This window comes from Aeromonas sp. SER (assembly GCF_038739615.1).
GTDB lineage: Bacteria > Pseudomonadota > Gammaproteobacteria > Enterobacterales > Aeromonadaceae > Aeromonas > Aeromonas jandaei.
In genome coordinates this window covers 1-25,832 of record NZ_JBCGFC010000024.1, presented here as the reverse complement: position 1 = coordinate 25,832, position 25,832 = coordinate 1, and the positions used below count along the sequence as shown (strand labels likewise).

At 60.8% G+C, this 25,832-nt stretch carries 28 protein-coding genes; 16 read left to right on the top strand and 12 right to left on the bottom strand.

Annotated features, from left to right (window positions below):
• Positions 1-1,266, top strand: a complete 1,266-nt coding sequence (waaA, locus tag AAHA41_RS21685; RefSeq protein ID WP_323070720.1) for a lipid IV(A) 3-deoxy-D-manno-octulosonic acid transferase — start codon at positions 1-3, stop codon at positions 1,264-1,266.
• A gap of 77 nt (positions 1,267-1,343) precedes the next feature.
• On the opposite strand, the gene AAHA41_RS21680 is transcribed toward waaA, so the two are convergent.
• From AAHA41_RS21680 to AAHA41_RS21670, 3 genes are read right to left on the bottom strand one after another with little or no spacing between them, the layout of a single operon-like run.
• Positions 1,344-2,603 carry a PTS ascorbate transporter subunit IIC gene (locus tag AAHA41_RS21680; protein WP_042030406.1) on the bottom strand — a complete coding sequence of 420 codons (1,260 nt, stop codon included), beginning with the start codon at positions 2,601-2,603 and terminating at the stop codon, positions 1,344-1,346.
• Positions 2,604-2,654: 51 nt separating this feature from the next.
• The gene (locus tag AAHA41_RS21675; RefSeq protein WP_005356014.1) at positions 2,655-2,942 is read right to left on the bottom strand and encodes a PTS sugar transporter subunit IIB; all 288 of its coding nucleotides are present in this window, start codon (positions 2,940-2,942) and stop codon (positions 2,655-2,657) included.
• Between the two features lie 35 nt (positions 2,943-2,977).
• Positions 2,978-3,421 carry a PTS sugar transporter subunit IIA gene (locus AAHA41_RS21670; protein ID WP_005356016.1) on the bottom strand — a complete coding sequence of 148 codons (444 nt, stop codon included), beginning with the start codon at positions 3,419-3,421 and terminating at the stop codon, positions 2,978-2,980.
• 251 nt (positions 3,422-3,672) lie between these two features.
• Here AAHA41_RS21670 and AAHA41_RS21665 point away from each other — a divergent pair, with 251 nt between their 5' ends.
• The 4 genes from AAHA41_RS21665 to AAHA41_RS21650 all read left to right on the top strand — a co-directional run bounded on the left by AAHA41_RS21665 (position 3,673) and on the right by AAHA41_RS21650 (position 6,378).
• Positions 3,673-4,692, top strand: a complete 1,020-nt coding sequence (locus AAHA41_RS21665; RefSeq protein ID WP_323070719.1) for a LacI family DNA-binding transcriptional regulator — start codon at positions 3,673-3,675, stop codon at positions 4,690-4,692.
• A gap of 34 nt (positions 4,693-4,726) precedes the next feature.
• A complete protein-coding gene (locus tag AAHA41_RS21660; RefSeq protein ID WP_139394249.1) occupies positions 4,727-5,707 on the top strand; it encodes an MDR family oxidoreductase in 981 nt (326 codons plus the stop codon).
• A gap of 73 nt (positions 5,708-5,780) precedes the next feature.
• On the top strand, positions 5,781-5,906 hold the full coding sequence (locus tag AAHA41_RS21655; RefSeq protein ID WP_255940094.1) for a hypothetical protein: 126 nt from the start codon (positions 5,781-5,783) through the stop codon (positions 5,904-5,906).
• A gap of 139 nt (positions 5,907-6,045) precedes the next feature.
• On the top strand, positions 6,046-6,378 hold the full coding sequence (locus AAHA41_RS21650) for a DUF2799 domain-containing protein (protein ID WP_042030392.1): 333 nt from the start codon (positions 6,046-6,048) through the stop codon (positions 6,376-6,378).
• 18 nt (positions 6,379-6,396) lie between these two features.
• Here AAHA41_RS21650 and AAHA41_RS21645 read toward each other — a convergent pair whose 3' ends face one another.
• Together AAHA41_RS21645 and AAHA41_RS21640 are read right to left on the bottom strand one after the other, a co-directional pair.
• Positions 6,397-6,561 carry a hypothetical protein gene (locus tag AAHA41_RS21645; protein WP_104016832.1) on the bottom strand — a complete coding sequence of 55 codons (165 nt, stop codon included), beginning with the start codon at positions 6,559-6,561 and terminating at the stop codon, positions 6,397-6,399.
• A 111-nt stretch (positions 6,562-6,672) separates the two neighbouring features.
• The gene (locus AAHA41_RS21640; RefSeq protein ID WP_033113609.1) at positions 6,673-7,110 is read right to left on the bottom strand and encodes a flagellar basal body-associated FliL family protein; all 438 of its coding nucleotides are present in this window, start codon (positions 7,108-7,110) and stop codon (positions 6,673-6,675) included.
• Between the two features lie 145 nt (positions 7,111-7,255).
• Between AAHA41_RS21640 and AAHA41_RS21635 the strand changes: the two genes are divergently transcribed.
• Both AAHA41_RS21635 and ubiA read left to right on the top strand, forming a co-directional pair.
• Positions 7,256-7,792 (top strand): chorismate lyase, encoded by a 537-nt coding sequence (locus AAHA41_RS21635; protein WP_043851864.1) that lies wholly within the window; start codon positions 7,256-7,258, stop codon positions 7,790-7,792.
• Positions 7,789-8,658: a 4-hydroxybenzoate octaprenyltransferase gene (ubiA, locus tag AAHA41_RS21630; RefSeq protein WP_323070718.1), complete on the top strand. Its 870-nt coding sequence runs from the start codon at positions 7,789-7,791 to the stop codon at positions 8,656-8,658. Before AAHA41_RS21635 ends, ubiA begins: the two co-directional genes overlap by 4 nt.
• A 69-nt stretch (positions 8,659-8,727) precedes the next feature.
• On the opposite strand, the gene plsB is transcribed toward ubiA, so the two are convergent.
• Positions 8,728-11,151 carry a glycerol-3-phosphate 1-O-acyltransferase PlsB gene (gene plsB / locus AAHA41_RS21625; protein WP_201931708.1) on the bottom strand — a complete coding sequence of 808 codons (2,424 nt, stop codon included), beginning with the start codon at positions 11,149-11,151 and terminating at the stop codon, positions 8,728-8,730.
• A 204-nt stretch (positions 11,152-11,355) separates the two neighbouring features.
• Here plsB and lexA point away from each other — a divergent pair, with 204 nt between their 5' ends.
• The 4 genes from lexA to dinF all read left to right on the top strand — a co-directional run bounded on the left by lexA (position 11,356) and on the right by dinF (position 14,856).
• Entirely contained in the window at positions 11,356-11,982 is a 627-nt protein-coding gene (gene lexA, locus AAHA41_RS21620; RefSeq protein ID WP_033113613.1) for a transcriptional repressor LexA, read from the top strand.
• 377 nt (positions 11,983-12,359) lie between these two features.
• Positions 12,360-12,659 (top strand): hypothetical protein, encoded by a 300-nt coding sequence (locus AAHA41_RS21615; protein WP_323070717.1) that lies wholly within the window; start codon positions 12,360-12,362, stop codon positions 12,657-12,659.
• 206 nt (positions 12,660-12,865) lie between these two features.
• The gene (locus AAHA41_RS21610; protein WP_043851866.1) at positions 12,866-13,492 is read left to right on the top strand and encodes an SCO family protein; all 627 of its coding nucleotides are present in this window, start codon (positions 12,866-12,868) and stop codon (positions 13,490-13,492) included.
• Between the two features lie 2 nt (positions 13,493-13,494).
• Complete coding sequence (dinF, locus tag AAHA41_RS21605; RefSeq protein WP_323070716.1) at positions 13,495-14,856, top strand: MATE family efflux transporter DinF; 1,362 nt, start codon at positions 13,495-13,497, stop codon at positions 14,854-14,856.
• Between the two features lie 13 nt (positions 14,857-14,869).
• On the opposite strand, the gene trmL is transcribed toward dinF, so the two are convergent.
• The 3 genes from trmL to AAHA41_RS21590 form a co-directional block, all read right to left on the bottom strand.
• On the bottom strand, positions 14,870-15,334 hold the full coding sequence (trmL, locus tag AAHA41_RS21600) for a tRNA (uridine(34)/cytosine(34)/5-carboxymethylaminomethyluridine(34)-2'-O)-methyltransferase TrmL (RefSeq protein ID WP_042030399.1): 465 nt from the start codon (positions 15,332-15,334) through the stop codon (positions 14,870-14,872).
• Positions 15,335-15,408: 74 nt separating this feature from the next.
• Entirely contained in the window at positions 15,409-16,779 is a 1,371-nt protein-coding gene (locus AAHA41_RS21595) for an ATP-binding protein (protein WP_198493550.1), read from the bottom strand.
• Complete coding sequence (locus tag AAHA41_RS21590; protein WP_041210792.1) at positions 16,761-17,456, bottom strand: response regulator; 696 nt, start codon at positions 17,454-17,456, stop codon at positions 16,761-16,763. Before AAHA41_RS21590 ends, AAHA41_RS21595 begins: the two co-directional genes overlap by 19 nt.
• An 85-nt stretch (positions 17,457-17,541) precedes the next feature.
• Between AAHA41_RS21590 and AAHA41_RS21585 the strand changes: the two genes are divergently transcribed.
• From AAHA41_RS21585 to AAHA41_RS21570, 4 genes are all read left to right on the top strand, one after another.
• Positions 17,542-18,453 carry a cation diffusion facilitator family transporter gene (locus AAHA41_RS21585; RefSeq protein ID WP_323070715.1) on the top strand — a complete coding sequence of 304 codons (912 nt, stop codon included), beginning with the start codon at positions 17,542-17,544 and terminating at the stop codon, positions 18,451-18,453.
• A gap of 8 nt (positions 18,454-18,461) precedes the next feature.
• Positions 18,462-19,241: a serine O-acetyltransferase gene (cysE, locus tag AAHA41_RS21580; protein ID WP_033113620.1), complete on the top strand. Its 780-nt coding sequence runs from the start codon at positions 18,462-18,464 to the stop codon at positions 19,239-19,241.
• 20 nt (positions 19,242-19,261) lie between these two features.
• A complete protein-coding gene (locus AAHA41_RS21575; protein WP_323070714.1) occupies positions 19,262-20,542 on the top strand; it encodes a hypothetical protein in 1,281 nt (426 codons plus the stop codon).
• Between the two features lie 167 nt (positions 20,543-20,709).
• Complete coding sequence (locus AAHA41_RS21570) at positions 20,710-20,919, top strand: cell division protein ZapB (protein WP_033113622.1); 210 nt, start codon at positions 20,710-20,712, stop codon at positions 20,917-20,919.
• 72 nt (positions 20,920-20,991) lie between these two features.
• Here AAHA41_RS21570 and elbB read toward each other — a convergent pair whose 3' ends face one another.
• A complete protein-coding gene (elbB, locus tag AAHA41_RS21565) occupies positions 20,992-21,642 on the bottom strand; it encodes an isoprenoid biosynthesis glyoxalase ElbB (RefSeq protein ID WP_323070713.1) in 651 nt (216 codons plus the stop codon).
• A gap of 400 nt (positions 21,643-22,042) precedes the next feature.
• Between elbB and polA the strand changes: the two genes are divergently transcribed.
• Positions 22,043-24,796 carry a DNA polymerase I gene (gene polA / locus AAHA41_RS21560; RefSeq protein ID WP_323070712.1) on the top strand — a complete coding sequence of 918 codons (2,754 nt, stop codon included), beginning with the start codon at positions 22,043-22,045 and terminating at the stop codon, positions 24,794-24,796.
• 85 nt (positions 24,797-24,881) lie between these two features.
• Here the strand turns inward: polA and AAHA41_RS21555 are convergent, their stop codons facing one another.
• Together AAHA41_RS21555 and AAHA41_RS21550 are read right to left on the bottom strand one after the other, a co-directional pair.
• Complete coding sequence (locus AAHA41_RS21555) at positions 24,882-25,424, bottom strand: gamma carbonic anhydrase family protein (protein ID WP_216994903.1); 543 nt, start codon at positions 25,422-25,424, stop codon at positions 24,882-24,884.
• Positions 25,425-25,577: 153 nt separating this feature from the next.
• Positions 25,578-25,832: hypothetical protein (locus AAHA41_RS21550; RefSeq protein ID WP_323070711.1), on the bottom strand; the 255-nt coding region annotated here is incomplete at its 5' end.

The following is a 25,832-nucleotide window of genomic DNA, read 5'->3' as shown; positions in this document are numbered from 1 at the left end:
ATGCCCTACCGTCTGCTCTACAACCTGCTGATCCATCTGGGATTGCCGCTGGCGCTGCTGGCCCTCTACAAGCCGAAGAAAGGCAAGCCCGGCTTTGGCAAGCGCTGGGCCGAGCATCTCGGGCGGCTGCCCGCCACCGGACAGGAGGCGCCGCTCTGGATCCATGCGGTGAGCGTGGGGGAGACGCTGGCCATCACGCCGCTCATTCGCGCCCTCAAGGCGGAGCGGCCCGATCTGCCGATCCTGCTCACCACCACCACCCGCACCGGTGCCGATCAGGCTGCCAAGCTGGGGGATCTGGTGATCCATCGCTACGCGCCGCTCGACTACCCCTGGGCCATTGCCGCCTTTCTCGATACCTTCAAGCCGCGCGCGCTCTGGGTGATGGAGACCGAGCTGTGGCCGAATTGGCTGGCCGCCTGCGAGGCGCGCCACCTGCCGGTGACCATCATCAACGCCCGCCTTTCCGAGCGCTCCTGCCAGCGTTATGCCCGTTTCCACGGCGCCTTCGACGCCCTGAGCCGGCCACTGACCCATCTGCTCTGCCAGCATCAGGATGACGCCGACCGCTTCGCCCGCCTCGGCATCGAGCGTTCGCGGCTGGCGGTGACCGGCTCCATCAAGTTCGATATCCAGTTTGGTGACGAGGTGCAGGCCAAAGGTCGCGCCCTGCGCCAGCAGCTGGGCGCCGAGCGGCCGGTCTGGATCGCCGCCAGCACCCATCTGGGTGAGGACGAGCAGGTGCTGGCCGCCTTCGATCTGCTGCTCAAACGCCATCCCGACGCGCTGCTCATTCTGGTGCCGCGCCACCCCGAGCGGTTTGACCGGGTGGCCGAGCTGTGTGCCCCTTACGGCTGCGTGCGGCGCACTGATGGTGCTGCGGTGAGTGCGGAGGATAAGGTCTATCTCGGCGATACCATGGGCGAACTGCCGCTGATGCTGGCGGCGGCCGATGTGGCCTTCGTCGGCGGCAGTCTGGTGAAGATCGGTGGTCACAACCTGCTGGAGCCGGCAGCGCTTGGCAAGCCCTGCCTGACGGGGCCCGCCTACTTCAACTTCAGCGACATCACCCGCCAGCTGGTGGCTCAGGGGGGCGCCGCCGTTGCGGCCGACGCCGCCGAGCTGGGCGAGCGGGTGAGCCAGCTGTTTGCTGATGCAAGTGCCCGCCGCGAGATGGGGGAGCAGGCCCGCGCCGTGGTGCTACGCAATCAGGGGGCGCTGGCGCGCACTCTCTCGCACTGCCTCACTGCGCTGGAGAACGACTGAGTGTCAGCTTTTCATACATCTCAGCCATAAAAAAACGGAGCGCGATGCGCTCCGTTTTTTTATGGCGGTGACCGGAATTAGCGAACGATCAGCCCCAGCAGGATGCCGACCACACCGAAGTCGGAGTCGCTGAAGGTGGTGTTGGCGAAGCCGAGGTCGCCCAGTACCGGCAGCAGGAACACCGGCAGAATGGTGAGCAGCAGCAGGCCGTTGGCGAAGGCGCCCAGAATGGCGCCGCGACGACCACCGGTGGCGTTGCCGAACACCCCGGCAGCGGCGCCGACGAAGAAGTGCGGTACCACGCCCGGGATGATGACGGTCAGGCCCATGGCGTAGAGCAGCGCCATCCCCACCAGACCGGCGGCAAAGCTCGACAGGAAGCCGATCAGCACGGCGTTGGGGGCGTAGGGGAAGACGATGGGGCAGTCGAGAGCCGGCTTGGCGTTCGGTACCAGCTTGTCGGAGATCCCCTTGAAGGCCGGTACGATCTCGGCGATGACCATCCGCACACCCTGCAGGATCACGTAGACACCGGCGGCGAAGGTGATGGACTGCATCAGGGAGAACATGAACCAGTGCTTGCCCTTGGCGACGCTGGAGACAAACTCGGGGCCGGCGAAGGCGGAGGTCACCAGGAAGATGATGCCCATGGTGAAGGAGATGGCCACCGGGGTATCGCGCAGGAACAGCAGGCTTTTCGGCACCTGCACATCTTCGCAGCTGTGGGCCTTGTTGCCGAACTTGGCGCCGATTAGGGCGGAGAGCACGTAGGAGCAGGTGGAGAAGTGGCCCAGCGCCACGTCATCTGAGCCGGTGATCTGCTTCATGAAGGGGTGGGCGATGGCCGGGAAGAAGACCATGGCGACGCCGACCACCAGACTGCCGACCGCGATCAGCGGCACACCGCTCATGCCGCCGGCAGAGAGGATCACTGCCACCATCATCGACATGAACAGGGTGTGGTGACCGGTCAGGAAGATGAATTTCCACGGAGTCAGCCGGGCGATCAGGATGTTCACCAGCATGGCGAAGAACATGATCATCGCCATCTCCTTGCCAAACGAGGTCTGGGCGATGGAGACGATGGCCTCGTTGTTGGGCACAACGCCCTTGATGCCGAAGGCGTGCTGGAAGATGACGGCAAAGTCACCCAGCGAGTTGATCACCAGGGTGGCACCGGCCCCCAGAATGACGAAACCCATGATGGTCTTGACCGTGCCCTTGATGCACTCGGTCACCGGTTTCTTCTGGGCAATCAGGCCGATAAGCGCGATCAGGCCGACGAGCACGGCGGGCTCGGACAGCACGTCAAACATCAGAAAGTTGAAAAATTCCATGGTCAGCTCCTGGCAATGGAAGATGCGGCCCGCAGGCCGCATGGAGGATCCTTAGAGGGCGCCCAGTTCGCGCAGGGCGGTGGCGAGCTTCTCTTTCATCGCGGCCTTGTCGACCATGTTGTCGAGGGCCACTAGGCGGCCATTGACGCCCATGGATTGCAGCTGCTCGGCGATGTCGCGGGTGGCGACAAAGATCTCGGCGGTTTCGCTGCCGGCGGAGGCCAGATCGCGGTGATCCACCTCGGCGGTGACTGCCAGCTCTTTCAGGATGCTCTTGATGCTCATCTCCATCATCAGGCTGGTACCCAGACCGTGACCGCATACAACCAGAATTTTCATTGTCTCTTCCTCTGTCAGGTGCGCCGTGGCGCAGATCAGTAGCGCGCCAGAATGCGCAGGATGTCGTCTTTGGTGTCGGCCGCAATGATGGCCGCCACGTCCTCTTCATTCATAAACAGCTCGGCCAGCTGGGCGATGGTCTCCACATGGGAGTTGCTGTCGCTGGCGGCCAGGGTGATCAGCAGCCGGATCGGGTCGTTGCCCTCGGAGTCGAAGTTGACCCCCTGCTTGATGACGGTCAGCCCCAGACCCAGCCGGTTGACACCGTCTTCGGGACGAGCGTGGGGCATCGCCAGACCGGGGCCCAGCACGTAGTAGGGGCCGAGCTCTTCATGAGAGCGAAACAGCGCCGCCACGTAGGAGGGTTCGATGGTGCCATTGGCCAGCAGGGGCGCCGTCGCCAGCTCGATGGCGTGGCGCCAGTCGCGGGCTGCGGGTTCGATGCGGATGACATCCTCGGTCAGCAGTTGAGTCAGCATGGTGGTGATCCGGCTAGTTAAGATGGCGCCAATCTATCGATCTTGCGGTGGTGAAACTGTGAGGGTGATCGCGAAAGTTAGCGCTATCAGATAGCGCTAACATGAAACTGTGATAGCGCTATCACTTCACCCATTAACGGGAGCCATCCTGCCCCTGTGGTAGGGGAAAGAGAGTAGAATCGGCCCTGAGCAAATAGTCAGTGGCGCTCTTTTGCCTTAAAGTGAGCAGCCGCAAGCCGAGGAAGGGATGGATGTCAGAAGCGAAAAAGCGCCGTAGCACGGGTCGGGTGACCCTCAACGATGTGGCCCAGCTGGCCGGAGTGGGGGCCATGACGGTCTCCCGTGCCCTGCGTACCCCCGAACTGGTCTCCGACAAGATGCGCGAACGTATCGAAGCCGCGGTGGAAGAGCTCGGCTATATCCCCAATCGTGCCGCCGGTGCGCTGGCGTCGGGTACTTCCCATGTGATTCTGGTGATAGTGCCGAGCCTGCTTGATCGCGCCAGTGCCGAATTGATGGCCGGGTTGCAACCCATCTTGATGAAGGCCGGTTATCAGCTGGTGCTGGGCGATGCCCAGCATCTGCGCCAGCAGAGCGAACATCTGGAGCATTTGTTGCAGTACAACCCCGCCGCCGTGATCGTGCTGGGTTGCCTTGAGTCGCCAGATGACAAGGCGCTATTGCGTAACAGTCGCCTGCCGGTGGTGGAGGTAGGGGCTTTGGTACCCCATCCCATGGATCTCTGTGTCGGCGGCTCCAATCAGGAGGCCGGTTATCGTCTGACCCGTCACCTCATCGAGCGGGGTTACCGCAATATCGGTTTTCTCTGTGCCCGCCAGGAGCAGTGGATGCTGCAGCAGCGCATGCGCGGTTGGCAGCAGGCGATGCTGGAGAGCTATCTCTCGCCCGATATGGTGATCAATACCTCGGAGGCGCCCAGTTTCAGCACCGGTGCTGCCATGCTGGGGGAGTTTCTGCTGCGTTGGCCAGAACTCGATGCACTTATCTGCGTCAACGATGAGCTGGCGGCCGGCGTGCTGTTCGAGTGCCTACGACGGCACCTGAGCGTGCCCGGCAAGCTGGCTATCGCCGGTTTTGATGATTCCGATGTGGCGAAGAGTTGTTATCCTGCCCTCACATCGGTTCAGGTTCCCTATCGCAAAATGGGCAGCATGGCTGCCGAGATGATCCTGCATAAGCTGGCTGGCGACGAGGTGCAAGAGACGACCCGGATCCTCGAGTTCGAATTGCAAAAGCGCCAAAGCAGCTAACCGTTCCGTTTCAATCCCCATCAAAGAGGCAACCATGTTCAAGGCTCTGTTACTGGAAAACCAAGACGGCAAGACCATTCCGACCCTGACCCGACTGACCGAGAGCCAGTTGCCGGAGGGAGAGGTGCGGGTAGCGGTAAGCTACAGCTCCATCAACTACAAGGACGGGCTGGCCATCACCGGCAAGGGCAAGATTGTGCGACAGTGGCCGCTGGTGCCCGGCATTGACTTCGCCGGTACCGTGCTCGAATCCGCCGACAGCCGCTATCAGCCCGGCGACAAGGTAGTGCTGACCGGTTGGGGCGTGGGCGAAGGGCACTGGGGCGGCATGGCTGAACAGGCGCGGGTCAAGGGCGACTGGCTGGTGCCGCTGCCAGCCGGGCTCGATGAGCGGCAGGCCATGTGCATCGGCACCGCCGGCCTTACCGCCATGCTCTGCGTGCTGGCGCTGGAAGAGGCGGGCATTACCCCGGCAAGCGGTGAGGTGCTGGTGACTGGCGCTGCAGGCGGCGTGGGCTCCGCCTCGGTCGCCCTGCTGGCGGCCCTTGGCTATCAGGTAGCGGCGCTGACCGGTCGTCCCGAAGAGCAGGGTGCCATGTTGACTGCGCTCGGTGCCAGCCGCATCGTGCCACGCAGCGAGCTGCTGGAGCCTGCCAAACCGCTGGAGAAACAGCTGTGGGCCGGTGCCATCGATACCGTCGGCAGTCAGGTACTGGCCAAACTGCTGGCCCAGATGAACTACGGCGGCGCCGTGGCAGCCTGCGGGCTGGCGGGCGGCTTCGATCTGCCGACCAGCGTGATGCCCTTTATCCTGCGCAATGTGCGGCTGCAGGGGGTCGATTCGGTGATGTGCCCGCTGGCACGTCGTCAATTGGCTTGGCAGCGACTGGCACGGGATCTGCCAGCCAGCTTCTTTGCTCAGGCGGTTACCGAGATCGGGCTGGAGCAGGTGGTCGAGGCTGCCGAGGCCATCACGCTGGGTCAAATCGCGGGGCGCACTCTGGTCAAACTTTGAACTCTGACGACTGGCGAGCCCGACATTTCCGGATAGAATTGGATTGCGGGTGAACTATCCAAGGAGAGTGAAGATGGGTGGACACAAGCCGGATTACGACTCGTCAGACGATGATTGGGAGCCGGAATCCTGGGAAGAGGAGCTGGATCAGTGGGAAGACGAAAGCTGGCAGGATGATGACCCTTTCGATGACCAGTGAACCACAGCATTGAATGAACAGGCGGGCATTGTGCCCGCCTGATTTTTTTTTGCGGCGCTCACAGGGCTGGCGTGTGCCTCTTGTGGTCACCGGGTGGCTGGATAAGAATAAACTGCTCAAACGACACTCAAGGATGACTATGCGACTCACCATCATACTGCTGGCAGCCCTGCTGGGTGGCTGCGCCTCCAACAACGATCCCTGCGAGAAGGTGTGGAGCGATGTCGGGGAGGCCGATGGCAAGCTGGGGTTCACCGCCGAGCGGGTCGAGTTCCATCAGGCCCAGTGCGGCAAGAAGGTGGATAGCGAACTGTGGGAGCAGGGACGCCAGAAAGGGCTGGCCTGGTATTGTCGCCCGGAGCACCTCTATCTGGCCGGTCGCTCCGGTGGTGAGTATCGCGGTGTCTGCCCGAACGACATGCAGGCCCGCCGGCTGTTCGAGCAGGGACGGCAGGGGTGGACGGATCAATAACGTCCTGACGGGGAGGCGTTACTCCTCTTTCAGCCGCAGCGGCTGGCAGAGGTAGCCTTTCTCGTTGGCACTGCGGGCACATTTGCCGCAGACGAATTTGGGTTTGCGGATTATCTTGCGCAGCGCCTTGAGATCAGTGGGGATTTCGTGGCGGCGCCACTCACACAGGGTCTTGCTGCCCATAACGATTACCTCTACGACTCGACGGGCGTATTGTAATCAATTTTCATTTCGAATAAACGACAAACCCGCCAGCCGGGGATAATCCCTGCTGGCGGGTTTGCGAATGAAACGTTACTGGTAGAGGAATTTGGTGAAGATGAGCTCGCGCACCGCTTTCTTGCCAGTCTCTTTCACCAGCAGCTCGTTTGCCTTGGCTTCGCACTCCTTGCGCAGCTCTTCGCGGCTGACCAGAGACTTGATCTGGTCAGCACTCTTGCTGCCCATCAGGCGGATGATGGCGTCGCGGATCAGCGGATCATGCTGCTCCAGCAGCTTGAGGTCGCCCTCGTTGGCTGCCATCAACTCTACCGTCACCCGGACGTAGCCGAGGGTTTTGCCATCGCTCAGGTAGTTGGTGATGATGTCCGGATCGAGCAGGTGGTAGTAGAAGCCGGGTTTGGGAGCGGCGGCCGCCTCTCCCTCTGCGGGTGGCTCCTCTCCTCCGGAGGCATAGACCTGAAGTGCACCGCAGCTCAGCAACAACACCAGCAGAAATTTGAATAGCTTCATATGGATGGCTCATCAGCAAGAGATACCCCATTTTTGATGCTGCCATCGGGGCCGTCAAGCACGGATGTTCTTACATTTCGCGATTGATTTACGGATAATAAACCGGATTTTAACCTGAACACGGAAATCTCTGGATGGTGATGCTGTGAAGTCCGAGTTGACTGTTCCCCTCACGCTCTCGGGTAGCTGGCTGGCTCCGGAAAGTTGTGAATTACCGGCCTCGCTGCGCCCCTGGTTGCTGGAGCCGGGCTCCATGACCCGGCGGCTGCGTCAGCACAACAGCCACTTCTCGGTCGAGTGGCTTGGCAATCATCAGGTCTCTCTCACTGCCGATGAGCAGTGGCTGGTGGATGCGCCCACCCCGGCCGGGATCTGCCGCGAGGTGATCCTGCACGGCGATCGGGGGCCGGCGGTTCTGGGCTGGACCCTGTTTGCCGATGTGGCGCTGGAGGGAAGCGGGCTGGCCGATCTTGGCGAGCAGCCGCTCGGTGAGCGGATATTCGGCCACGAGCCGGCGCGGCGCGATCATCTGCAAGTGGCGCGCTTCGAGATCGCCGCCAATCCCCGCTGTCCGGCTGCCGTGGTCTGGGGGCGTCGCTCCCGCCTGTTTCTGGGGCCGTGGCCACTGCTGGTTCACGAGCTGTTTCTGCCTTCTCTCGTTTGTAACAAGGAGCTGGAGTGAATCTGTTGACCAAGGAGCGAGGGCTGGCCTATATGCAGTTGGCTCGCATCGACAAACCCATCGGTACCCTGCTGCTGCTCTGGCCCACCCTCTGGGCGCTCTGGCTGGCGGCAGGTGGTGTCCCCAACCTCTGGAATCTCATCGTCTTTGCCGTGGGTGTTTTTCTGATGCGCTCGGCTGGTTGCGTCATCAACGACTATGCGGATCGCGACTTCGATGGCCATGTCAAACGTACCTCCGGGCGCCCGCTGCCGACCGGCAGGGTCGATCCGCGCGAGGCGCTGGCGCTCTTCTTCGTGTTGGCGCTCATTTCTTTTGCCTTGGTGCTGACCATGAACCCGCTCACCATCAGCCTGTCGTTTATCGGCCTGTTGCTGGCGGTTTGCTACCCCTTCATGAAGCGGCTCATCTCCAACCCGCAGTTTGTGCTCGGGCTGGCCTTCTCCTGGTCGATCCCCATGGCTTATGCGGCGCAGGCCAACGCTCTACCCCTCGTTGCCTGGCTGCTCTTCCTGGCCAACCTGCTCTGGACCATCGCCTATGACACCCAGTACGCCATGGTGGATCGGGACGATGACCTCAAGCTCGGTCTCAAATCGAGCGCCATCCTGTTTGGCCGCAACGACAAGCGGATCATCGGGGCGCTGCAACTGGGCACCCTGCTTATCATGCTGGTGGTTGGCCAGCTGATGGCGCTGGGGGGCTGGTATTACTGGGGATTGCTGGGGGCTGGCGTGCTCTTCGTCTACCAGCAGCGGCTGATCCGCGAGCGCGAACGCGAAGCCTGCTTCAAGGCGTTTCTCAACAACAACTATGTGGGAGCGCTGATCTTCATCGGCCTGGTGCTCGATTACCTGCTGGCGTGACCTGTTCCCGCGCAAACTCCGATAAAAAAGAAGGCCGCATCATGCGGCCTTCTTTGTTTGCGTTGCAGATCAGAGCTGGTTGCCCGCCTGAATGGTACGGCGGATCTTGTTGCTCAGCAGCGGCACTATGTTGTCGGCCAGAGCCTGGAAGCGGCCGAGATCCGGCTTGCAGTCGGAGGAGAAGTAACCCTCCTTGCGCAGGGTGTGGATCAGGGTGCTGAACAGCTTCTGGTCGAAGAACTCGGGGGCGTTGATGCCGTGCAGGGTGCCGAGGCGTTCTGCCATCATCAGGCCGTCCGCTTCCAGCTGCTCCGCCTCGATATGGGGCTGGGCCAGCACCCGGGTCAGCACGATGGCGTAGCGCTGCAGGGTCTCCTGAATGCTCTCCGCCAGCAGCAGCAGGCGCATCTGGTTGGCCGGGTTGACCCAGTAGCCGCCATCACGCGCTTCGATCAGTTGCTGGCGCTGCAGTTCGGCCAGCAGGGCCTCGACCAGCTCCGGCAGCTCATCCTCTTCGTAGCGCAGGAACAGCTCGGTCTTGAGCAGCGGATAGATGTCGATGCAGCGGGCCAGCAGCTCGCTGTGGGAGATCCCTTCGCAGCGCTCGATCAGGGCTGCTACCAGCGAGGGCATGGCGAACAGGTGGAGGATGTTGTTGCGGTAGTAGGTCAGCAGGATCGCCTGATAGCGGTCGAGACTGATGATCTGGCCCAGCTTGTCCTCGCTCACCTCGAACTTGTTGAGCTCCATCGCCTGATCCAGCAGGGTGGCGGCATCTTCGGCCGGCATGGTGCTGTGCGGGCTGTAGGGCACCTGCTTGAGCAGATCCAGATAGGTGTTGAGCTGGGCCTGCAGTTCGTCGCGGGTCAGGGCGTGACGCTCGGCGGCCAGCAGTGCCAGTGCGCTCAGGGTCAGGCCATTGACCGCGGCAGCCCCGTTGATGCGAGTCATCAGCAGCTCGGCCAGTTCGTTGACGGTGCCCGCCATCCACTCCGGACGCTCCTCTTCCCCGATGTGCTGTTTCCAGTCGGGAATATGCTCGCTCAGGTAGCTGTTGAGGGTCAGCGGTTCGCCGAAGTTGACGAAGCCACGGCCATAGTTGCGCAGCTTGCGCAGGATGCCGAGCACCTGCAGGAAGCTCTCTTTCTCCTTGCGGCTGCCCTTGAGCTCGTTGTGGTAGGTGTTCACCTCCATCACGTGCTCGTAACCGAGATAGACGGGCACCAGAGTGACCGGTCTGTCCAGCCCGCGCATCATCGCCTGCAGAGTCATCGCCAGCATGCCGGTCTTGGGCGGTAGCAGGCGACCGGTACGGGAGCGGCCACCCTCGGTGAAGAACTCCACCGAGTAACCCTTGGCAAACAGCAGGTTGAGGTATTCACGAAATACCGTGCTGTAGAGCGGATTGCCCTTGAAGGTACGACGGATGAAGAAGGCGCCGCCGTGGCGGAAAATCGGGCCCGCCGGCCAGAAGTTGAGGTTGATGCCCGCCGCGATATGGGGCGGCACCATCCCTTGGTGATAGATGACGTAGGAGAGCAGCAGGTAGTCCATGTGGCTGCGGTGGCAGGGGACATAGACGATCTCGTGTCCCTCTTGTGCCAGCTGGCGTACCTTCTCGGCGCCGTTGACGGAGAGCCCGCGGTAGAGCTTGTTCCACAGCCAGCCGAGGAAACTCTCGCCGAGACGGATCAGCCGATAGGAGAAGTCGGAGGCGATCTCGTCCATGTAGCCGTGAGCCCGCTTCTTGGCTTTCTCGAGGCTGATCCCTTCGCGCTGGGCCTCCTCTTCAATCGCCTGCTGGATCACTTCGGAGTCGAGCAGCTGTTTGAACAGCAGGTGGCGGTTCGGCAGTTTCGGACCGGTGGCGGCCAGCTGCTGGCGGCTGAAATGGGTGCGAGCCACCCGCGCCAGTTTGTGGGCGATCCCTTCGTCGGTGCCATGTTTGTCCGCCATATAGCGCAGGGAGAGCGGCGGCGAGAAGCGCACCAGATTCTCGCGACCCTTGAGGATCACGATGAGCGCTTTCTTCAGCCGGTTCGGCGCCAGACTGCTGATGATGTTCCAGCCGGAAGCCTCTTCGCCTTCCCGACCCGGGGCGCGGCCCCAGAACAGGGTGACGGGCACCACCTGGATATCGAGTTCGGGATCCTGCTTATGCAGATCCAGCAGCTGGTGGAACTCCTGCAGGAAGGGGAGCGGTTTGCTGCGTTTGCCAAACAGGGGAGGCGGACGATCCAGACAGACATAGCGCGGCAGCAGCTGGCCGTTAAGCTCCAGCGGGGTGAAGGGGCCGGGCAGACCAAGATCCTCGCAGCACTGCTGCAGGGTCATCAGGTCAGTGATCGAACTGGTCTTCAGGGCGTAGACGATGGGTCTGGCCGGATCCAGATTGAGTTCTGTGATGGGATTTTCCGGCAGGCTCTTGTGATTGACCAAGCCGCTGACCGGCCATTGCAAGATGGCTCTGGAAATCTTCTGTCCTAGGGACATGTGCGTCTGCTCTCCAAAAAAATGCGGCGTGAGCATAGCAAATCGACGGCCCCTTGTCGCCGAGAGGTACGATGAGTCAGCTGCGCAGGATCAAAACAGCGATAAATGAGCGGTTTGTCGCGACAAATGTCAGCTCTGCCTTGCCTTGGTCACTACACTGTATATACTGCCAGTGTGCTGTATAAAAAGACAGGTGCCCATTCTATGAAACCCCTTACTCCCCGCCAGGCCGAAGTGCTGGAGTTGATCAAGGCGAATATGAGCGAAACCGGCATGCCGCCGACTCGCGCCGAGATTGCCCAGAAGCTTGGTTTCAAGTCGGCCAATGCGGCCGAAGAACATCTGAAGGCCCTGGCCAAAAAAGGGGTCATCGAGATCATGCCGGGCACGTCCCGCGGCATCCGCCTGCTGCTTGAAGAGGAGGAAGAGGTGCTGGAAGAGAGCGGCCTGCCCCTGATTGGCAAGGTGGCTGCCGGTGAACCTATCCTGGCGCAGGAGCATATCGAGAGCCACTACCAGGTGGATCCCGCCCTGTTCCATCCGCGGGCAGATTTTCTGCTACGGGTGCAGGGGATGAGCATGAAGAACATCGGCATTCTGGATGGCGACCTGCTGGCTGTGCACAAGACTCAGGAGGTGCGCAATGGTCAGGTGGTGGTGGCTCGTCTCGATGAGGATGTCACCGTCAAGCGCTTCCAGCGCAAGGGCAGCCAGGTGTGGCTACTGCCGGAAAACGAAGAGCTCTCCCCCATCGAGGTGGATCTCTCCAGCCAGCACCTTACTATCGAGGGTTTGGCCGTCGGCGTGATCCGCAACGCCGACTGGATGTAATTTCCCCTTTGCCATGAGACGGCCTCCTGCGGGAGGCCGTTTTGTTTTTTGCGCCTTTCCTGTTGGCCTGGCCGCTAGCCCATTGCTGCGAGACTCAACAGGCGTTCGACGAAGGGAGTGGCTGCCAATCATTCATTTCGGATATATGCTCAAATCAGGGTCTCGCCAATAAAGAGACTTCTTGCCATGCGTTGCCGGCTTGTGGCGGGTAATAGGGGCAAAGTCAGAACAAGCGTGGACAATGCACCTTCACGGGATATGAAGGGAGAGGGGGCGCCCCTGCCATGGGGCGTCACTCGTGGTATGGCAAGTCGCCGTGCTGCCGGCAGAGTCGGGCAGGCGAAACAGCATAACTTGTCGGTCAGGGAGGACTGGTTATGGCATCGAGATCTCCATGGGATACAGAGGTGAGGGAACTGGCACCGGTATCCTCCATCACCCGTTTTTTCAGAGGCAGCCGGTTGACCTGGTTCTATGGGCTCTGGCTGCACCACAAGGGCTCGCACTGGACGCTCTGGCTGGGTTGCCCGAAAGAGAAGGTGGTACAGCTTGTGCTGCTGTTCAAGCGGAGCCATGGTGTTGCCAAGTCGCGGGAAAACTGGTTGGCACCAGTGATCCCCATCAGTGCCAGAGCGCTCGGCAAAATGCTGCAGCAGAGGCGCATTAACCGCCCGTGAAGGGGATGGATGGCGCCAGAGACCCACAAAACCGGCTCGCACACGAGCCGGTTTTTGTTTTTGCGGTTGCTGCTTAATTGAACCAAACGGTCTGTTCCTGACAGAGCCGTGTACAAGGAGTCTCCAGTTCATGTCCTGCTGGGGTACAATCCCCCACCTGTCTGGCTATCGATGCTGTGTGTACTGAACCGAAAGGGTCTCTTGTTATGATGAAGCTTCGCTATCCCCTGTTGTTTCTGCTGCTGACAGGCTGCCTGATCCTTGCCTTCTACCTCACCCAGCCAAAACGGCCGGAGCATGCTGACTACTATCCGGTCGGGCGGGACATCAACAACTTCCAGCTGATCGATGCCGACAACAAGCCATTCACCCCAGCCAACTTGCTGGGCCACTGGACCTTTCTCTTCGTCGGTTACACCTTCTGTCCCGATATCTGCCCCACCACGCTGGCCGATATACGCTCCGTCTACGATCAGCTGAAGAAGCTGGCGCCGACCACTCAGGTGGTTTTTGTATCGGCGGATCCCCAGCGCGATGATCCGGCCCGTCTCAAAACCTATACCGCCTTCTTCAACCCCGAGTTCAAGGCGGCGACGGCGCCACACGACAAGCTGTTCCCGTTCGTGCGCAATCTGGGGCTGGTCTACTCCATCGCCAAGGAGGGGGAGAAGGATTACCTGATCGATCACTCCGCCTCCATCGTCCTCATCAACCCCAAAGGCAAGTTGCAGGGGGTATTCCGGCCCAAGGTGGAGCGCGGCCAGGTACCGCTGGTGCAGATGGATAGCATGCTCTCCGACTTCTCTCGCATCCTGAAGCTGACAGGCCACTGAGAGTGACGCATCCTGTTGCTCCCTGGTGGCGAGATACCTCTCGCCACCGCGCCGTCTTTGCCCTCGCCCTGCCGATGGTCTTCTCCAATATCACCACCCCCCTGCTGGGGCTGGTGGATACCTGGGTGATCGGTCATCTCGGGCAGGCCTGGTTTCTGGGGGGCGTCTCGGTCGGGGCGACCCTCATCAATCTCATCTTCTGGCTGCTCGGCTTTCTGCGAATGTCCACCACCGGACTGACGGCGCAGGCGCACGGCGCCGCCGACGGTCGTGCTCAGCTCGATACCCTGCTGCGCGGGTTGGGGCTGGCCGTTGCCCTCGGGCTGGCCCTGCTTCTGTTGCTGTTTCCCCTGTTGCCATGGCTGATTGCCCTGAGCGGCGGCTCGCCCGAGGTGCAGCTCTATGCTGGCCAATACGTGGCGGTGCGGATCTGGAGCGCTCCGGCGGCGCTCTGCAATCTGGTGATCATGGGGTGGCTGCTGGGGATGCAGGATGCCCGCAGCCCCATGGTGATGCTGATCCTCACCAATCTGGTCAACATGGCGCTCGACGCCCTGTTTGTGCTGGGGCTCGGCTGGCAGGTGCGCGGCGTGGCGGCGGCCTCGGTGCTGGCCGATTACTGCGCGCTGGGGGTCGGCATCTGGCTGGTATCTCGTCAGCTGCGGCAATTGGCGCCAACGGTGTGGCAGGATGGCTGGCAGCGCTGGCGCCAGCTTGCTCCCATGGTGCGGCTGCTCGGCCTCAACCGCGATATCTTCCTGCGCTCTTTATCCCTGCAGCTCTGTTTTGCCTTTATGACTCTGCAAGGTGCCCGACTGGGCGATGTGGCGGTGGCGGCCAATGCGGTGCTGCTCAACTTCCTGATGCTTATCTCCTACGGGCTCGATGGCTTCGCCTATGCCGTCGAGGCCATGGTCGGGCGAGCCATCGGCTTGCGGGATCGGCACCGGCTGCGGGAGGCTATCCTGCTCAATCTGGGCTGGGCGGCCCTCATCGCCAGCGGTTTTACCCTGATATTTGCCCTCTTCGGTAGCCACCTTATCGGCTATATCACCGATATTCCGGCGGTTGTGGCAGAGGCAACCCGCCACCTGCCCTGGCTGGTGGTGATGCCCTTGCTGGCGGTCTGGTGTTTCCTGCTGGATGGCGTATTCATCGGGGCGACCCGGGCGAAAGAGATGCGCAACAGCATGCTGCTGGCGGCATTTGGCGGTTTCTTCCCGATCTGGTGGCTCTGTCAGTCGTGGGGTGTTGCGGCACTGTGGGCCGCGATGGCGACGCTGATGGTGGGGCGTGGCCTGTCACTGGGGGTCACCTGTTGGCGACTGGAGCGAAGCGGGCGCCTGCTGGACGCCCGCCACTGATCATCGGTGGCGCTTACATGGCGCCGGGATAACCAAGCTGGCGCCAGCTCTCGTAGACAAAGACCGAAACCGCGTTGGAGAGGTTCATGCTGCGGCTCTGGGGCAGCATGGGGATGCGTACCCGCTGCTCGAATGGCAGACTCTCGATGATCTCGATGGGCAGGCCGCGGCTCTCCGGGCCGAATAGCAGGGCGTCGCCAAGGGCAAACTGCACGGCCGAGTGCGCGGTGCGTCCCTTGGTGGTGCAGGCAAATACCCGCTTGGGCGCCACTTCTGCCAGAAAGGCTTCATAGCTCGGCCAGCGCTTCACCTCGGCAAACTCGTGATAGTCGAGTCCCGCCCGCTTCACCCGCTTGTCATCCCACTCAAAACCCAGCGGCTCGATCAGATGGAGCCGGTATCCGGTGTTGGCGCAAAGCCGGATGATATTGCCGGTATTGGGCGGAATTTCCGGCTGGTAGAGGACGATATCGAGCATGACGAGCTCCTGCAAAGAGATGTAAAGGCAAGAAGGGGCGCCAGCATACCCAGCGCCCGTGCCGATGAAAAGGGTCAGGCGACCGGTAGTTTGATGGTGACGGTGAGGCCGGTCGGGTGGTTGTTGCTGGCGGCAATGGTGCCGCCGTGACGCTGGATCGCCTCCGCCGCGATGGCCAGCCCCAGCCCGGTTCCGCCGGTCTTGGCATTGCGGGCATCATCGACCCGGAAGAAGGGCTGGAACAGCAGCGGCTGCTGCTCGTCGGGTACGCCGGGCCCGTCATCCCGAATGGTCATCACCCACTCCTTGCCATCCCGATACCACTCCACCTTGATGAACTCGCGGGCATATTTGAGGGCGTTGCGCAGCGGGTTCTCGATGGCCCGCGAGAGCAGCTCCGGCCACATCTGGATCGACTCGGTCGGCAGTTGCGGCAGCCTGAGCTGTTTGCCGCTCTGGTTTGCCTCGAACATGGCATCTTCGAGCATGGGCTCCAGCAGGTCGGCCAGCGGCTGCACGACGGGGGCCTCCACATGTTGCTGTACCCGCGACAGGTCGAGCAGGTCACCGATCAGCTTGTCCAGGCGGCCTATCTCCGATTCGATCCGGGCCAGCTCGGCGCTATCGCCCTGCTTGCGGCGGATCAGCGCTTGCGCCAGCTGCATCCGGGTTAAGGGGCTGCGCAGCTCGTGAGAGATGTCTGAAAGCAGCTGTTTCTGCTTCTGGATCATGCTCTTGAGCGTTTCCACCATGCGGCTGACATGATCGGCCAGCTGGCCGATCTCGTCGCGGCGGCCAAGGTTGGGGATCTGCACCTCAAGGTTGCCAGCTGCCAGCTGGGAGACTGATTTCTGCAACTGCAGGATCGGGCGGGTCAACCGCCAGGCGAGCAGCAGACAGAGCGGCGTGCTGATCAGCATGGCCACCCCGAGAATGCGGATCGGGTGATCCAGCACCTGAATGAACAGGAACAGGTAGGGGTTTTCGGCATTGAGCCCGAAATAGACGTGGTAGCTGTGGCCGTGATGCTGCATCAGAAAGGGGCCGGCGATCGCTTTGCGGTGCTCGTTGCGCAGCATGGGCTTGCCCGGGTCATCGGCATCGACCATGAAGCGCACCACAAACTTGCGGGGATGGGTGGTTGACTGGATCTGCCCCTTTTCGTCGCGGATATAGACGTTGTCCACCGGCAGCATGGCGATCTTGTCCATCGCCTTGGCCAGATCGAAATCCTGATCCGGGTCGGCGGCATTGAGCAGCGCCTGCACATTGTTTTGCATCCGCGCCACCTCGTGGGTGGGCAGCGGGATCTGGTTGCGGGGATCGAGCGTCGGCAGGCTGATCACTGCCGCGAGGATCACCAGCAACATAAACCAGAACCAGAGGAAGATGTGGGTCGAGATCCCGTTGAGGGAGGTGCCCCCCTTTATTCTTGCTCTAGCCACAGATAGCCGCGCCCCCGTACGGTTTTGAAGCGGGGCTGACCATCGGCGCGCTCCGGCAGTTTCTTGCGCAGGTTGCTCAGGTGCATGTCGATGGCGCGATCGAAGGGCTCCAGCTTCTTGCCGAGCACCTGCTCGGAGAGGTGACTCTTGCTGACGATCTGGCCAGGATTGCGCAGCAGGCACTCCAGCAGGCCGAACTCGGTAGCGGTCAGCTCCAGCAGCTGCTCGCCGCAGCGGGCCTGCTGCAGGCCGGGTTGCAGCACTATGTCCATGAAGCTGACTTCGTCGGAGGAGTTGCCGCGCTGGGGCGGGGCGCTCTGGGTGCGGCGCAGGATGGCGCGCACCCGGGCCAGCAGCTCCCGATCATCGAAAGGCTTGGCCAGATAGTCGTCGGCCCCCGCTTCAAGACCGTTGACCCGATCCTGACTGTCGCCACGGGCGGTCAGCATCAGTACCGGTGTTTCATGGGTTTTGCGCAGCTTGGCCAGCATGGCGAAGCCGTTGAGTTTGGGCATCATCACATCGAGCAGTACCAGATTGAAGCTCTGCTCTGCCAGTCGTTGCAGCCCCTCTTCACCATCCTCGGCGACCGTGACCTGAAATCCCTCCAGGGTCAGAATTTCGGTGAGCAACTGGGTCAATTCAAGATCGTCGTCGACCAAGAGTATTCTGTTCATCGGGTGTTATTCCGCAGATTTTCGCGCCAAACTGACGCCGGGGTCAGGGTATAATAAGTTTTTCATCGCCAGAGGAAAGCCGGTTTTGAGCCATCAACAATATTCCCGTTGGGTTACCTTTGCCAGCATGGCGGCCGTCACGACCGCCACTCTGCTCATCATCGGCAAACTGATCGCCTGGCTGATGACAGATTCATCAACCTTGCTGGCATCCCTGACCGACTCCTTTATGGATGTGAGCGCCTCCATCATCAACCTGCTGGCCATCCGATATGCGCTGGCCCCTGCCGATGACGAGCACCGCTTCGGTCACGGCAAGGCGGAGTCGCTGGCCGGACTCATCCAGTCAGCCTTTATCTCCGGTTCCGCTTTGTTGCTGGTGATGCACGGCATCTCGTCGCTGCTCAAGCAGGCACCCATCGAGCGGCTGGAGGCAGGCCTCTGGGTCAGTGGTGGCTCCATCGTGCTGACCCTGCTGCTGGTCAGCTTCCAGAGCTTCGTTATTCGCAAGACCAACAGCGTCGCCATCAAGGCCGACATGCTGCACTACCGCTCCGATCTGTTGCTCAACGCCGGGGTGCTGCTGGCGCTGGTGCTGGCGGGGCAGGGGTGGTACTGGGCCGACGGCCTGTTTGCCATCCTGATCGGTCTGTTCCTGCTGTGGGGGGCGTTGCATATTGGTTACGAATCGGTGCAGGCACTGCTCGATCGTCAGTTGCCAGCCGAAGAACAAGCGAGAATAATGGCCCTCTGCTGCGCCGTCGAAGGGGTTCACGGCGTCCACGATCTGCGCACCCGCCAGTCGGGGCCGACCCGCTTTGTGCAGCTGCACCTGGAGCTGGATGATCAGATCCCTCTGGTCAAGGCCCATCAAATCGCCGATGAAGCCGAGCTGGCCGTGCGCCAGGCTTTCGAGCGAATGGACGTAATTATCCACATGGACCCCATCTCGGTGCTGATAAAAGAACAACAGAGCCCTCACCCTGAACAACAGTAGGCTGCAACATGGATGATCTGGTTGCCAAAACCTGGCAGAAAATTCAGCAAGAAGCACAGTGCATGGCGGCCCAGGAGCCGATGCTGGCCAGCTTCTTCCACTCCACCATTCTCAATCACAAGAATTTGCGCTCGGCCCTCAGCTTCCAGCTGGCCAACAAGCTCGACAGCGCCACCATGCCCGCCATCGCCCTGCGCGAGGTGATCGAGCTGGCCCTGCGCAGCGAGCCGGAGCTGCTGACCGTAGTTGCCGCCGACATCTGTGCCGTACAGGATCGCGATCCGGCGGTTGACCTCTTCTCTACTCCGCTGCTCTACCTCAAGGGGTTCCATGCCCTGCAGGGCTATCGGGTCGCCAACTGGCTGTGGCGTCAGGGGCGCCGCTCGCTGGCGCTCTACCTGCAGAACCAGATCTCGGTGGTATTCGGGGTCGATGTGCATCCGGCCGCCCGCATCGGCAAGGGGATCATGTTCGACCACGCCACCGGCATAGTGGTGGGCGAGACGGCGGTCATTGAAGATGACGTCTCTATCCTGCAGAGCGTGACGCTGGGTGGTACCGGCAAAGAGAGTGGCGATCGCCATCCCAAGATCCGCGAAGGGGTGATGATAGGGGCGGGCGCCAAGGTGCTCGGCAATATCGAGGTGGGTATGGGCGCCAAGATTGGCGCTGGCAGTGTGGTGATCAACCCGGTGCCACCCCATACCACAGTCGCTGGCGTACCCGCCAAGATCGTCGGCCGTCCGGAGTGTGACAAGCCTTCACTGGATATGGATCAGTGCCTCTGATCTCCCGGCCGGAGTAGTCGATGGCCAAACGCTGGTCGGGTTATCTGATCCTGGGGATGTGGCTGCTCAACCTGCTGCATCTCTATCTGGGGTTCTCTCCCTGGCCGGCGGCCATTGCTGCCTGGGCCGCTTCCATGCTCACCTGGCCTTGGCTGGCCGGCGCAGCCAGACGGCAGGCGCTGGCACTTTACGGTGCTGCGTTTGTGCTGTTGCTCTTCTCCTGGTGGCGGGGAGCCAGCCTCAGGGCCGATGCCTGGCTGCTGCCCAATATCAATATGCTCACCATGTTTGCTGCGGTGAGCACCCTCAATCTCGCTACCTCGGGTCTCTTGACCGGTACTACTTCATGGCAAGGGCGCAAGGGGCTGTGGAGCACCATGGCCAGTCTCAATCTGCTGGGGGCCGTCATCAACCTCTCGGTGCTTTTTATCATCGGGGATCGGCTGGAACGTAACGGTACCCTTGAGCGACGTCAGGTGCTGGTGCTGAGCCGCATCTTCTGCGTCGCCGCCTTCTGGTCCCCCTTCTTTGTCGCCATGGCGGTGGCACTCACTTACGCACCGGGTCTCAAGCTGTCGAACATCTTGCCGTTTGGCGTGGTGGCGACCCTGCTGGCAATGACGATAACGGCCTGGCAGGTAGAGCGGATCGGGGTGGCGGATTTTGCCGGCTATCCACTGCGGCTGCAGACCCTGGGGCTGCCGATCACCCTGGCCGGTCTGGTGCTGCTCATCAAGCAGATCTGGCCAGATCTCGGCATCATGGCAGTTATTGCGCTGGTGGCACCCTTGCTGGCGCTGCTGTTTATGCCGCATATCGGCCGCAAGGCCGCGCTCAAAAGGCAGGTGGTGGAGCGCTTTCCTGCCATCGGTGGTCAACTGGTGCTGTTTCTGGGGGCTGGCCTGCTGGCTGCCGGCATCAACAGCGCCGTATCGGTCATCGATCTCGGTGGCGGGCACGGTTTACCGCTGTTCAACCACTTCGGCTGGCTGGAGGCATCTCTCGCACTCTTGCTGATCCTGCTGGTCGCCATCGTCGGGGTACACCCGCTCATCAGTATCTCCGGACTGGCGCCGCTACTCTGGCCTCTGTCACCGGATCCCAGCCTGCTCGGCATGTGTTTTCTGCTGGGGTGGGGGATTGCCACGGGCACCAGCCCGCTCTCCGGATCCAATCTGGCGCTGGCCTCCCGTTACAACCTGAGTGCTGCGGCCATCTTGCGTGGCAACCTGCTCTATGGCCTGCTGATGTACGGGGTTGGCTGCCTGCTGATGGGGGGCTATATCGCTCTTCACCGGTAAGCTGCGCAGGATGCGAGAAAAATAGACGCATATTTAGACAATACCTCTGTGGAAGAGGCATTTTGCAGCGCACTGGCTTGTTTGTGCCGATAGGCTCGGGGTATGCTGGCTCCACGCGCTTGAATCGCCCTCTGTGGGGCATCGCAATTGAACAAACAGGTATGCATATGTCACTAGAAGTCCTTGAGCAACTCGAATCCAAAGTACAATCCGCCGTCGACAACATCTCCCTGCTGAAGATGGAACTGGACGATCTGAAAGAGCAGAACACCAAGCTGCAAGACGAGAACCATCAGCTGCGCAACGAGCACGCTGCATGGCAGGAGCGTCTGCGTGCCCTGCTGGGCAAGATGGATCAGATGGGCGAAAGCATCTGATCGGTCGCTATCCGCGAGAATTGAAAACGGGCCGCTCCATGAGCGGCCCGTTTGTTTTGGTCAGCCGGGCAATCAGAGTGCCAGCAGCTGCTTGACGGTTTTCTCGATGCCGTCTGCCGCTTCTACGATATTGCTGGCCAGCATGTAGGCAGGAGTAGAGATCACCTTGCGCTCCTGATCCACCACGAACTCGTTGACCGGACAGTTGAGGTGGCTGCCACCCATCGCTTCGATGGCGTTGGCGGTGCCTTCGTCATGGCCTATGGTGGCCAGGGTGCCGGCGCCGTAGATGAGTGGGAGCATGGCCGGAGCGATGCAGATGTAGGCGGCCGGTTTGTTGGCATTGGCAAAGCTCTGGCAAGCCTTCAGCACGTCAGGCTGGATTCGGCACTCCGCCCCCTTGATGGCGAAGTCGCACAGGTTCTTGGCTGCGCCAAAGCCGCCGGGTACCAGCAGGGCGTCATAATCGGCCGCGTCCAGCTCGGCTACATCCTTTATCTGGCCACGGCAGATACGCGCTGCTTCGACCAGCACGTTGCGACTCTCCCCCTCGCTCACTTCACCGGTCAGGTGGTTGATGACATGGAGCTGCGTGACGTTCGGAGCGAAGCACTGCACGGCAGCACCTTGACGTGCCAGCGCCAGCAAGCTGATGACGGCCTCGTGGATTTCTGCTCCGTCAAAGACGCCGCAGCCACTCAAAATCACGGCCACTTTTTTCATGGCAAACTCCTTGTTGTTGAAAATGTGAGCCAAGATGGATTGTTGTACTTTTGTATGGTTATCGCTCGCCATCCGCTGGTCAAGTCATCTTGCTGTGCTACGATTGTTTCGTTTCGGATCCTGCCGTACCTACTCCCTTAAATTTTTTTCCACATTGATCGAGATCATCCTCATGGTCTGGCGATCAGTTTTTGTGATCTCAATATATTGTTATATATGTATTTTTTGTTTTTTATCCACAGGGTTGTCACTGTGGTTTTTCCGCGACTCCATTTTTGAGCACAGAGTTATCCACAGATTTTAGGCTTGTGTGGCTCTTTCTGCCGGGTCTTTGCCCCTCTTGGTGTGAGGGGGGGGCTGTGGCATCCTAGCGGCTGTTTATCTCTGGCAGGACGATTTCATGGCCCCTAGCAACCCCCTTATTCTGGTCGACGGCTCCTCTTATCTTTACCGCGCCTTCTTTGCCTCCCAGCAGGCCGATCTGCGCACCTCGACCGGTTTGCCGAGCGGCGCCGTCCGTGTCATGGCCAACATGATGCGCAGCCTGCGCAAGCAGTATCCCGACTGCCATGTGGCCGTGGTGTTCGATGCCAAGGGCAAGACCTTCCGCGACGACATCTATCCCGAATACAAGGCCAACCGGGCCAGCATGCCGGACGATCTGCGCAGCCAGGTTGCCCCCATCCATCAGATGATCAAGGCGATGGGTTTCCCCTTCCTGATGGTGGAGGGGGTAGAAGCGGACGATGTGATCGGCACTCTGGCCCGTCAGGCGACCGAGAAGCAGCTGCCGGTACTGATCAGTACCGGTGACAAGGACATGGCGCAGCTGGTCTCCGACCATGTCACTCTGATCGATACCATGAAGGACGTGAAGACCGATAGGGAAGGGGTGATCGAGAAGTTCGGCGTACCGCCCGAGCTCATCATCGACTACCTGGCCCTAATGGGGGACAAGGTGGACAACATCCCCGGCATGACCGGCGTCGGCGAGAAGACTGCGCTGGCCCTGCTGCAGGGGATCGGCAGCATCGACGAGATCGCCGCCAACCTCGACAAGGTGGCTGCGCTCGGTTTCCGTGGCTCCAAGGCGTTCGCCGACAAGTTCCGTGAGCAGGAAGAGCAGGTGCGCCTCTCCTATGTGCTGGCCACCATCAAGACCGACGTGGCGCTGGAGCAGAGTCTGGAAGAGCTGCAGCTCGGCCCCATCGACAAGGAGGCTCTGCTGGCGGTCTATCGCGAGTACGAGCTGCGCAACCTGATCAAAGAGCTGGAATCCGGCGACGCTGATGAGAGCGAAGCCGAAGGTGATGATGAAGGTGTCGCCCCGGTATCCGCCATCGAGACCGACTATCGCTGCATTCTGGACGAGGCCGAATTCGACGGTTGGCTGGCCCAGCTGCAGGCGGCGCCGCTGTTTGCCTTCGACACTGAGACCACCAGTCTCGACTATATGGAGGCGCGGGTCGTTGGCGTCTCCTTTGCCATCGAGCCGGGCAAGGCAGCCTACGTGCCCTTCGGCCACGACTATCTGGGGGCGCCGGTCCAGCTGACCGAGGCCGTGGTACTCGGCAAGCTCAAGCCGCTGCTGGAAGATCCGGCCCGCCTCAAGGTTGGGCAGAACCTCAAGTACGACCGCAACGTGCTGCTCAATCACGGCATCGAGCTGCAGGGTATCGCCTACGACACTATGCTCGAGTCCTATGTGCTCAACTCCACCGCCAGCCGCCACGACATGGACTCGCTGGCCCGCAGGTATCTGAACGTCGAAACCATCTCGTTCGAGGATATCGCCGGCAAGGGGGTCAAGCAGCTCACCTTCAACCAGATCGAGCTGGAGCAGGCGGTTCCTTACGCAGCGGAAGATGCCGACATCACCCTGCGTCTGCATCAGGCGCTGTGGGGCAAGCTCTCTGCCGAGCCGGGCCTAGCCAAAGTATTCAGCGAGATCGAATTGCCGCTGCTGCCGGTTTTGGCGCGGATGGAGCGACTCGGTACCACTATCGAACCCAAGCTGCTGCATCAGCAGAGTCAGGAGATCGAAGTGCGTCTGGCGGAACTGGAGAAGCAGGCCCACGAGCTGGCCGGGCAGGAGTTCAACCTCTCCTCGCCCAAGCAGCTGGGGGAGATCCTCTTCACCAAGCTGGGGCTGCCGATCATCAAAAAGACCCCCAAGGGTGCGCCATCCACTGCGGAAGAGGTGCTGGCCGAGCTGGCTGAGACCTATGAGCTGCCGCGCCTCCTGATGGAGCACCGTGGTCTGGCCAAGCTCAAGTCCACCTACACTGACAAGCTGCCGCTGATGATCAAGCCGCAGACCGGACGGGTACACACCTCCTATCATCAGGCAGTGGCGGCAACCGGTCGACTCTCCTCCACCGATCCCAACCTGCAGAACATCCCGGTACGCAACGAACAGGGGCGCCGGATCCGTCAGGCCTTTATCCCGTGCGCCGGTTACAAGCTGGTGGCGGCAGACTACTCCCAGATCGAGTTGCGCATCATGGCGCACCTTTCCGGTGACAAGGGGCTACTGACCGCCTTTGCCGAGGGCAAGGACATCCACAAGGCGACCGCCGCCGAGGTGTTTGGTGTGGAGCTTGATGCGGTGACCAGTGACATGCGCCGCAGCGCCAAGGCGATCAACTTTGGCCTCATCTACGGCATGAGCGCCTTCGGTCTGGCCAAGCAGCTGGGTATCGGCCGTGCCGAGGCGCAGAAGTACATGGATCTCTACTTCGAACGCTATCCGGGCGTGCTGGAGTATATGGAGCGCACCCGCCAGCAGGCGGAAGCCCAGGGTTATGTCGAAACCCTGTTTGGCCGTCGTTTATATCTGCCGGATATCAAGTCCCGCAACGCCGGTCTGCGCAAGGCTGCCGAACGGGCCGCCATCAACGCGCCCATGCAGGGTACGGCTGCCGACATCATCAAGCGCGCCATGATCAACGTGGACAGCTGGATCCGTGGGATTGAAGATGAGTCGATCCGTATGCTGATGCAGGTACACGATGAACTGGTGTTCGAGATCTGCGAAGAGAAGCTGGAGGAGTACATCGCCATCATCAAGGAGAAGATGTCTGCTGCAGCCGAACTGGATGTGCCGCTGGTGGTGGAAGCGGGCACTGGCGACAACTGGGATCAGGCCCACTGATCTCCGGTCAGCCGTTCTGCACGGCTATATAGCTATATAAGAAGCGAAGCCCGGCATCATGCCGGGCTTCCTGTTTCTGCCAGCCCTATAAGGTCTCTTGCAGATACTCATCCTTGAGCAGCACATAATTGTCGGCCGAGGTTTTGAGGAAGGCGACCTCGGCCGGCTTGAGCGGGCGAGCCTGTTTGACGGGATTACCTATATATAGAAAGCCCGACTCGAGTCGCTTGCCCGGTGGCACCAGCGAACCTGCGCCGATCATCACATTATCTTCAACCACGACGCCATCAAGCAGAATGGCACCCATGCCGACCAGCACCCGGTTGCCGATGGTGCAGCCGTGCAGCATCGCCTTGTGGCCGACCGTGACATCCTCACCGATCAGTAGCGGATAGCCGGTCGGGTTGCTGGCGCTCTTGCGGGTCAGGTGCAATACGGTGCCGTCCTGAATATTGCTGCGGGCGCCGATGCGGATATGGTTCACATCTCCCCGTGCCGCCACCATGGGCCAGATGCTGGCGTCGTCGGCCAGCTCGATATCGCCCACCAGGGTGGCGCAGGGGTCTACATATACTCGCTTGCCCAGTTGTGGGCGTTTTCCTTTGTAGGGTCTCAGTCGCAAGTCCATCTTGGCCTCCTTGTTTTCGGCCATTCTAACAACCGGAAGGCCGTTTCTGTGGATAAGTTTGTATAAAAGCTGTGTTTGGAGATGAATAACTAAAAAAGTGAAGTTTTTTGCAATTTTATTGCAGTGGAGGGGTTGCCAGAACGAATTCACTCCCTATAATGCGCCTCCATCGACACGGCAAGCGGCAACGCAGAAAGCCTGAGTCGATAACCTCGAAAAGCCTTTGCAAATAAGGCTTGACTCGAGAAGGCGGTTGAGTAGAATGCCACTCCCGCAGCAGAAAAAGCTGCATCGCTCTTTAACAATTTGAATCAAGCAATCTGTGTGGGCACTCACAGCATCGAGCATCAAAAACAATTTTTGATTTTCAATGTCTGATGAAGTGACCAAAGCAACTTTATGTTGCAG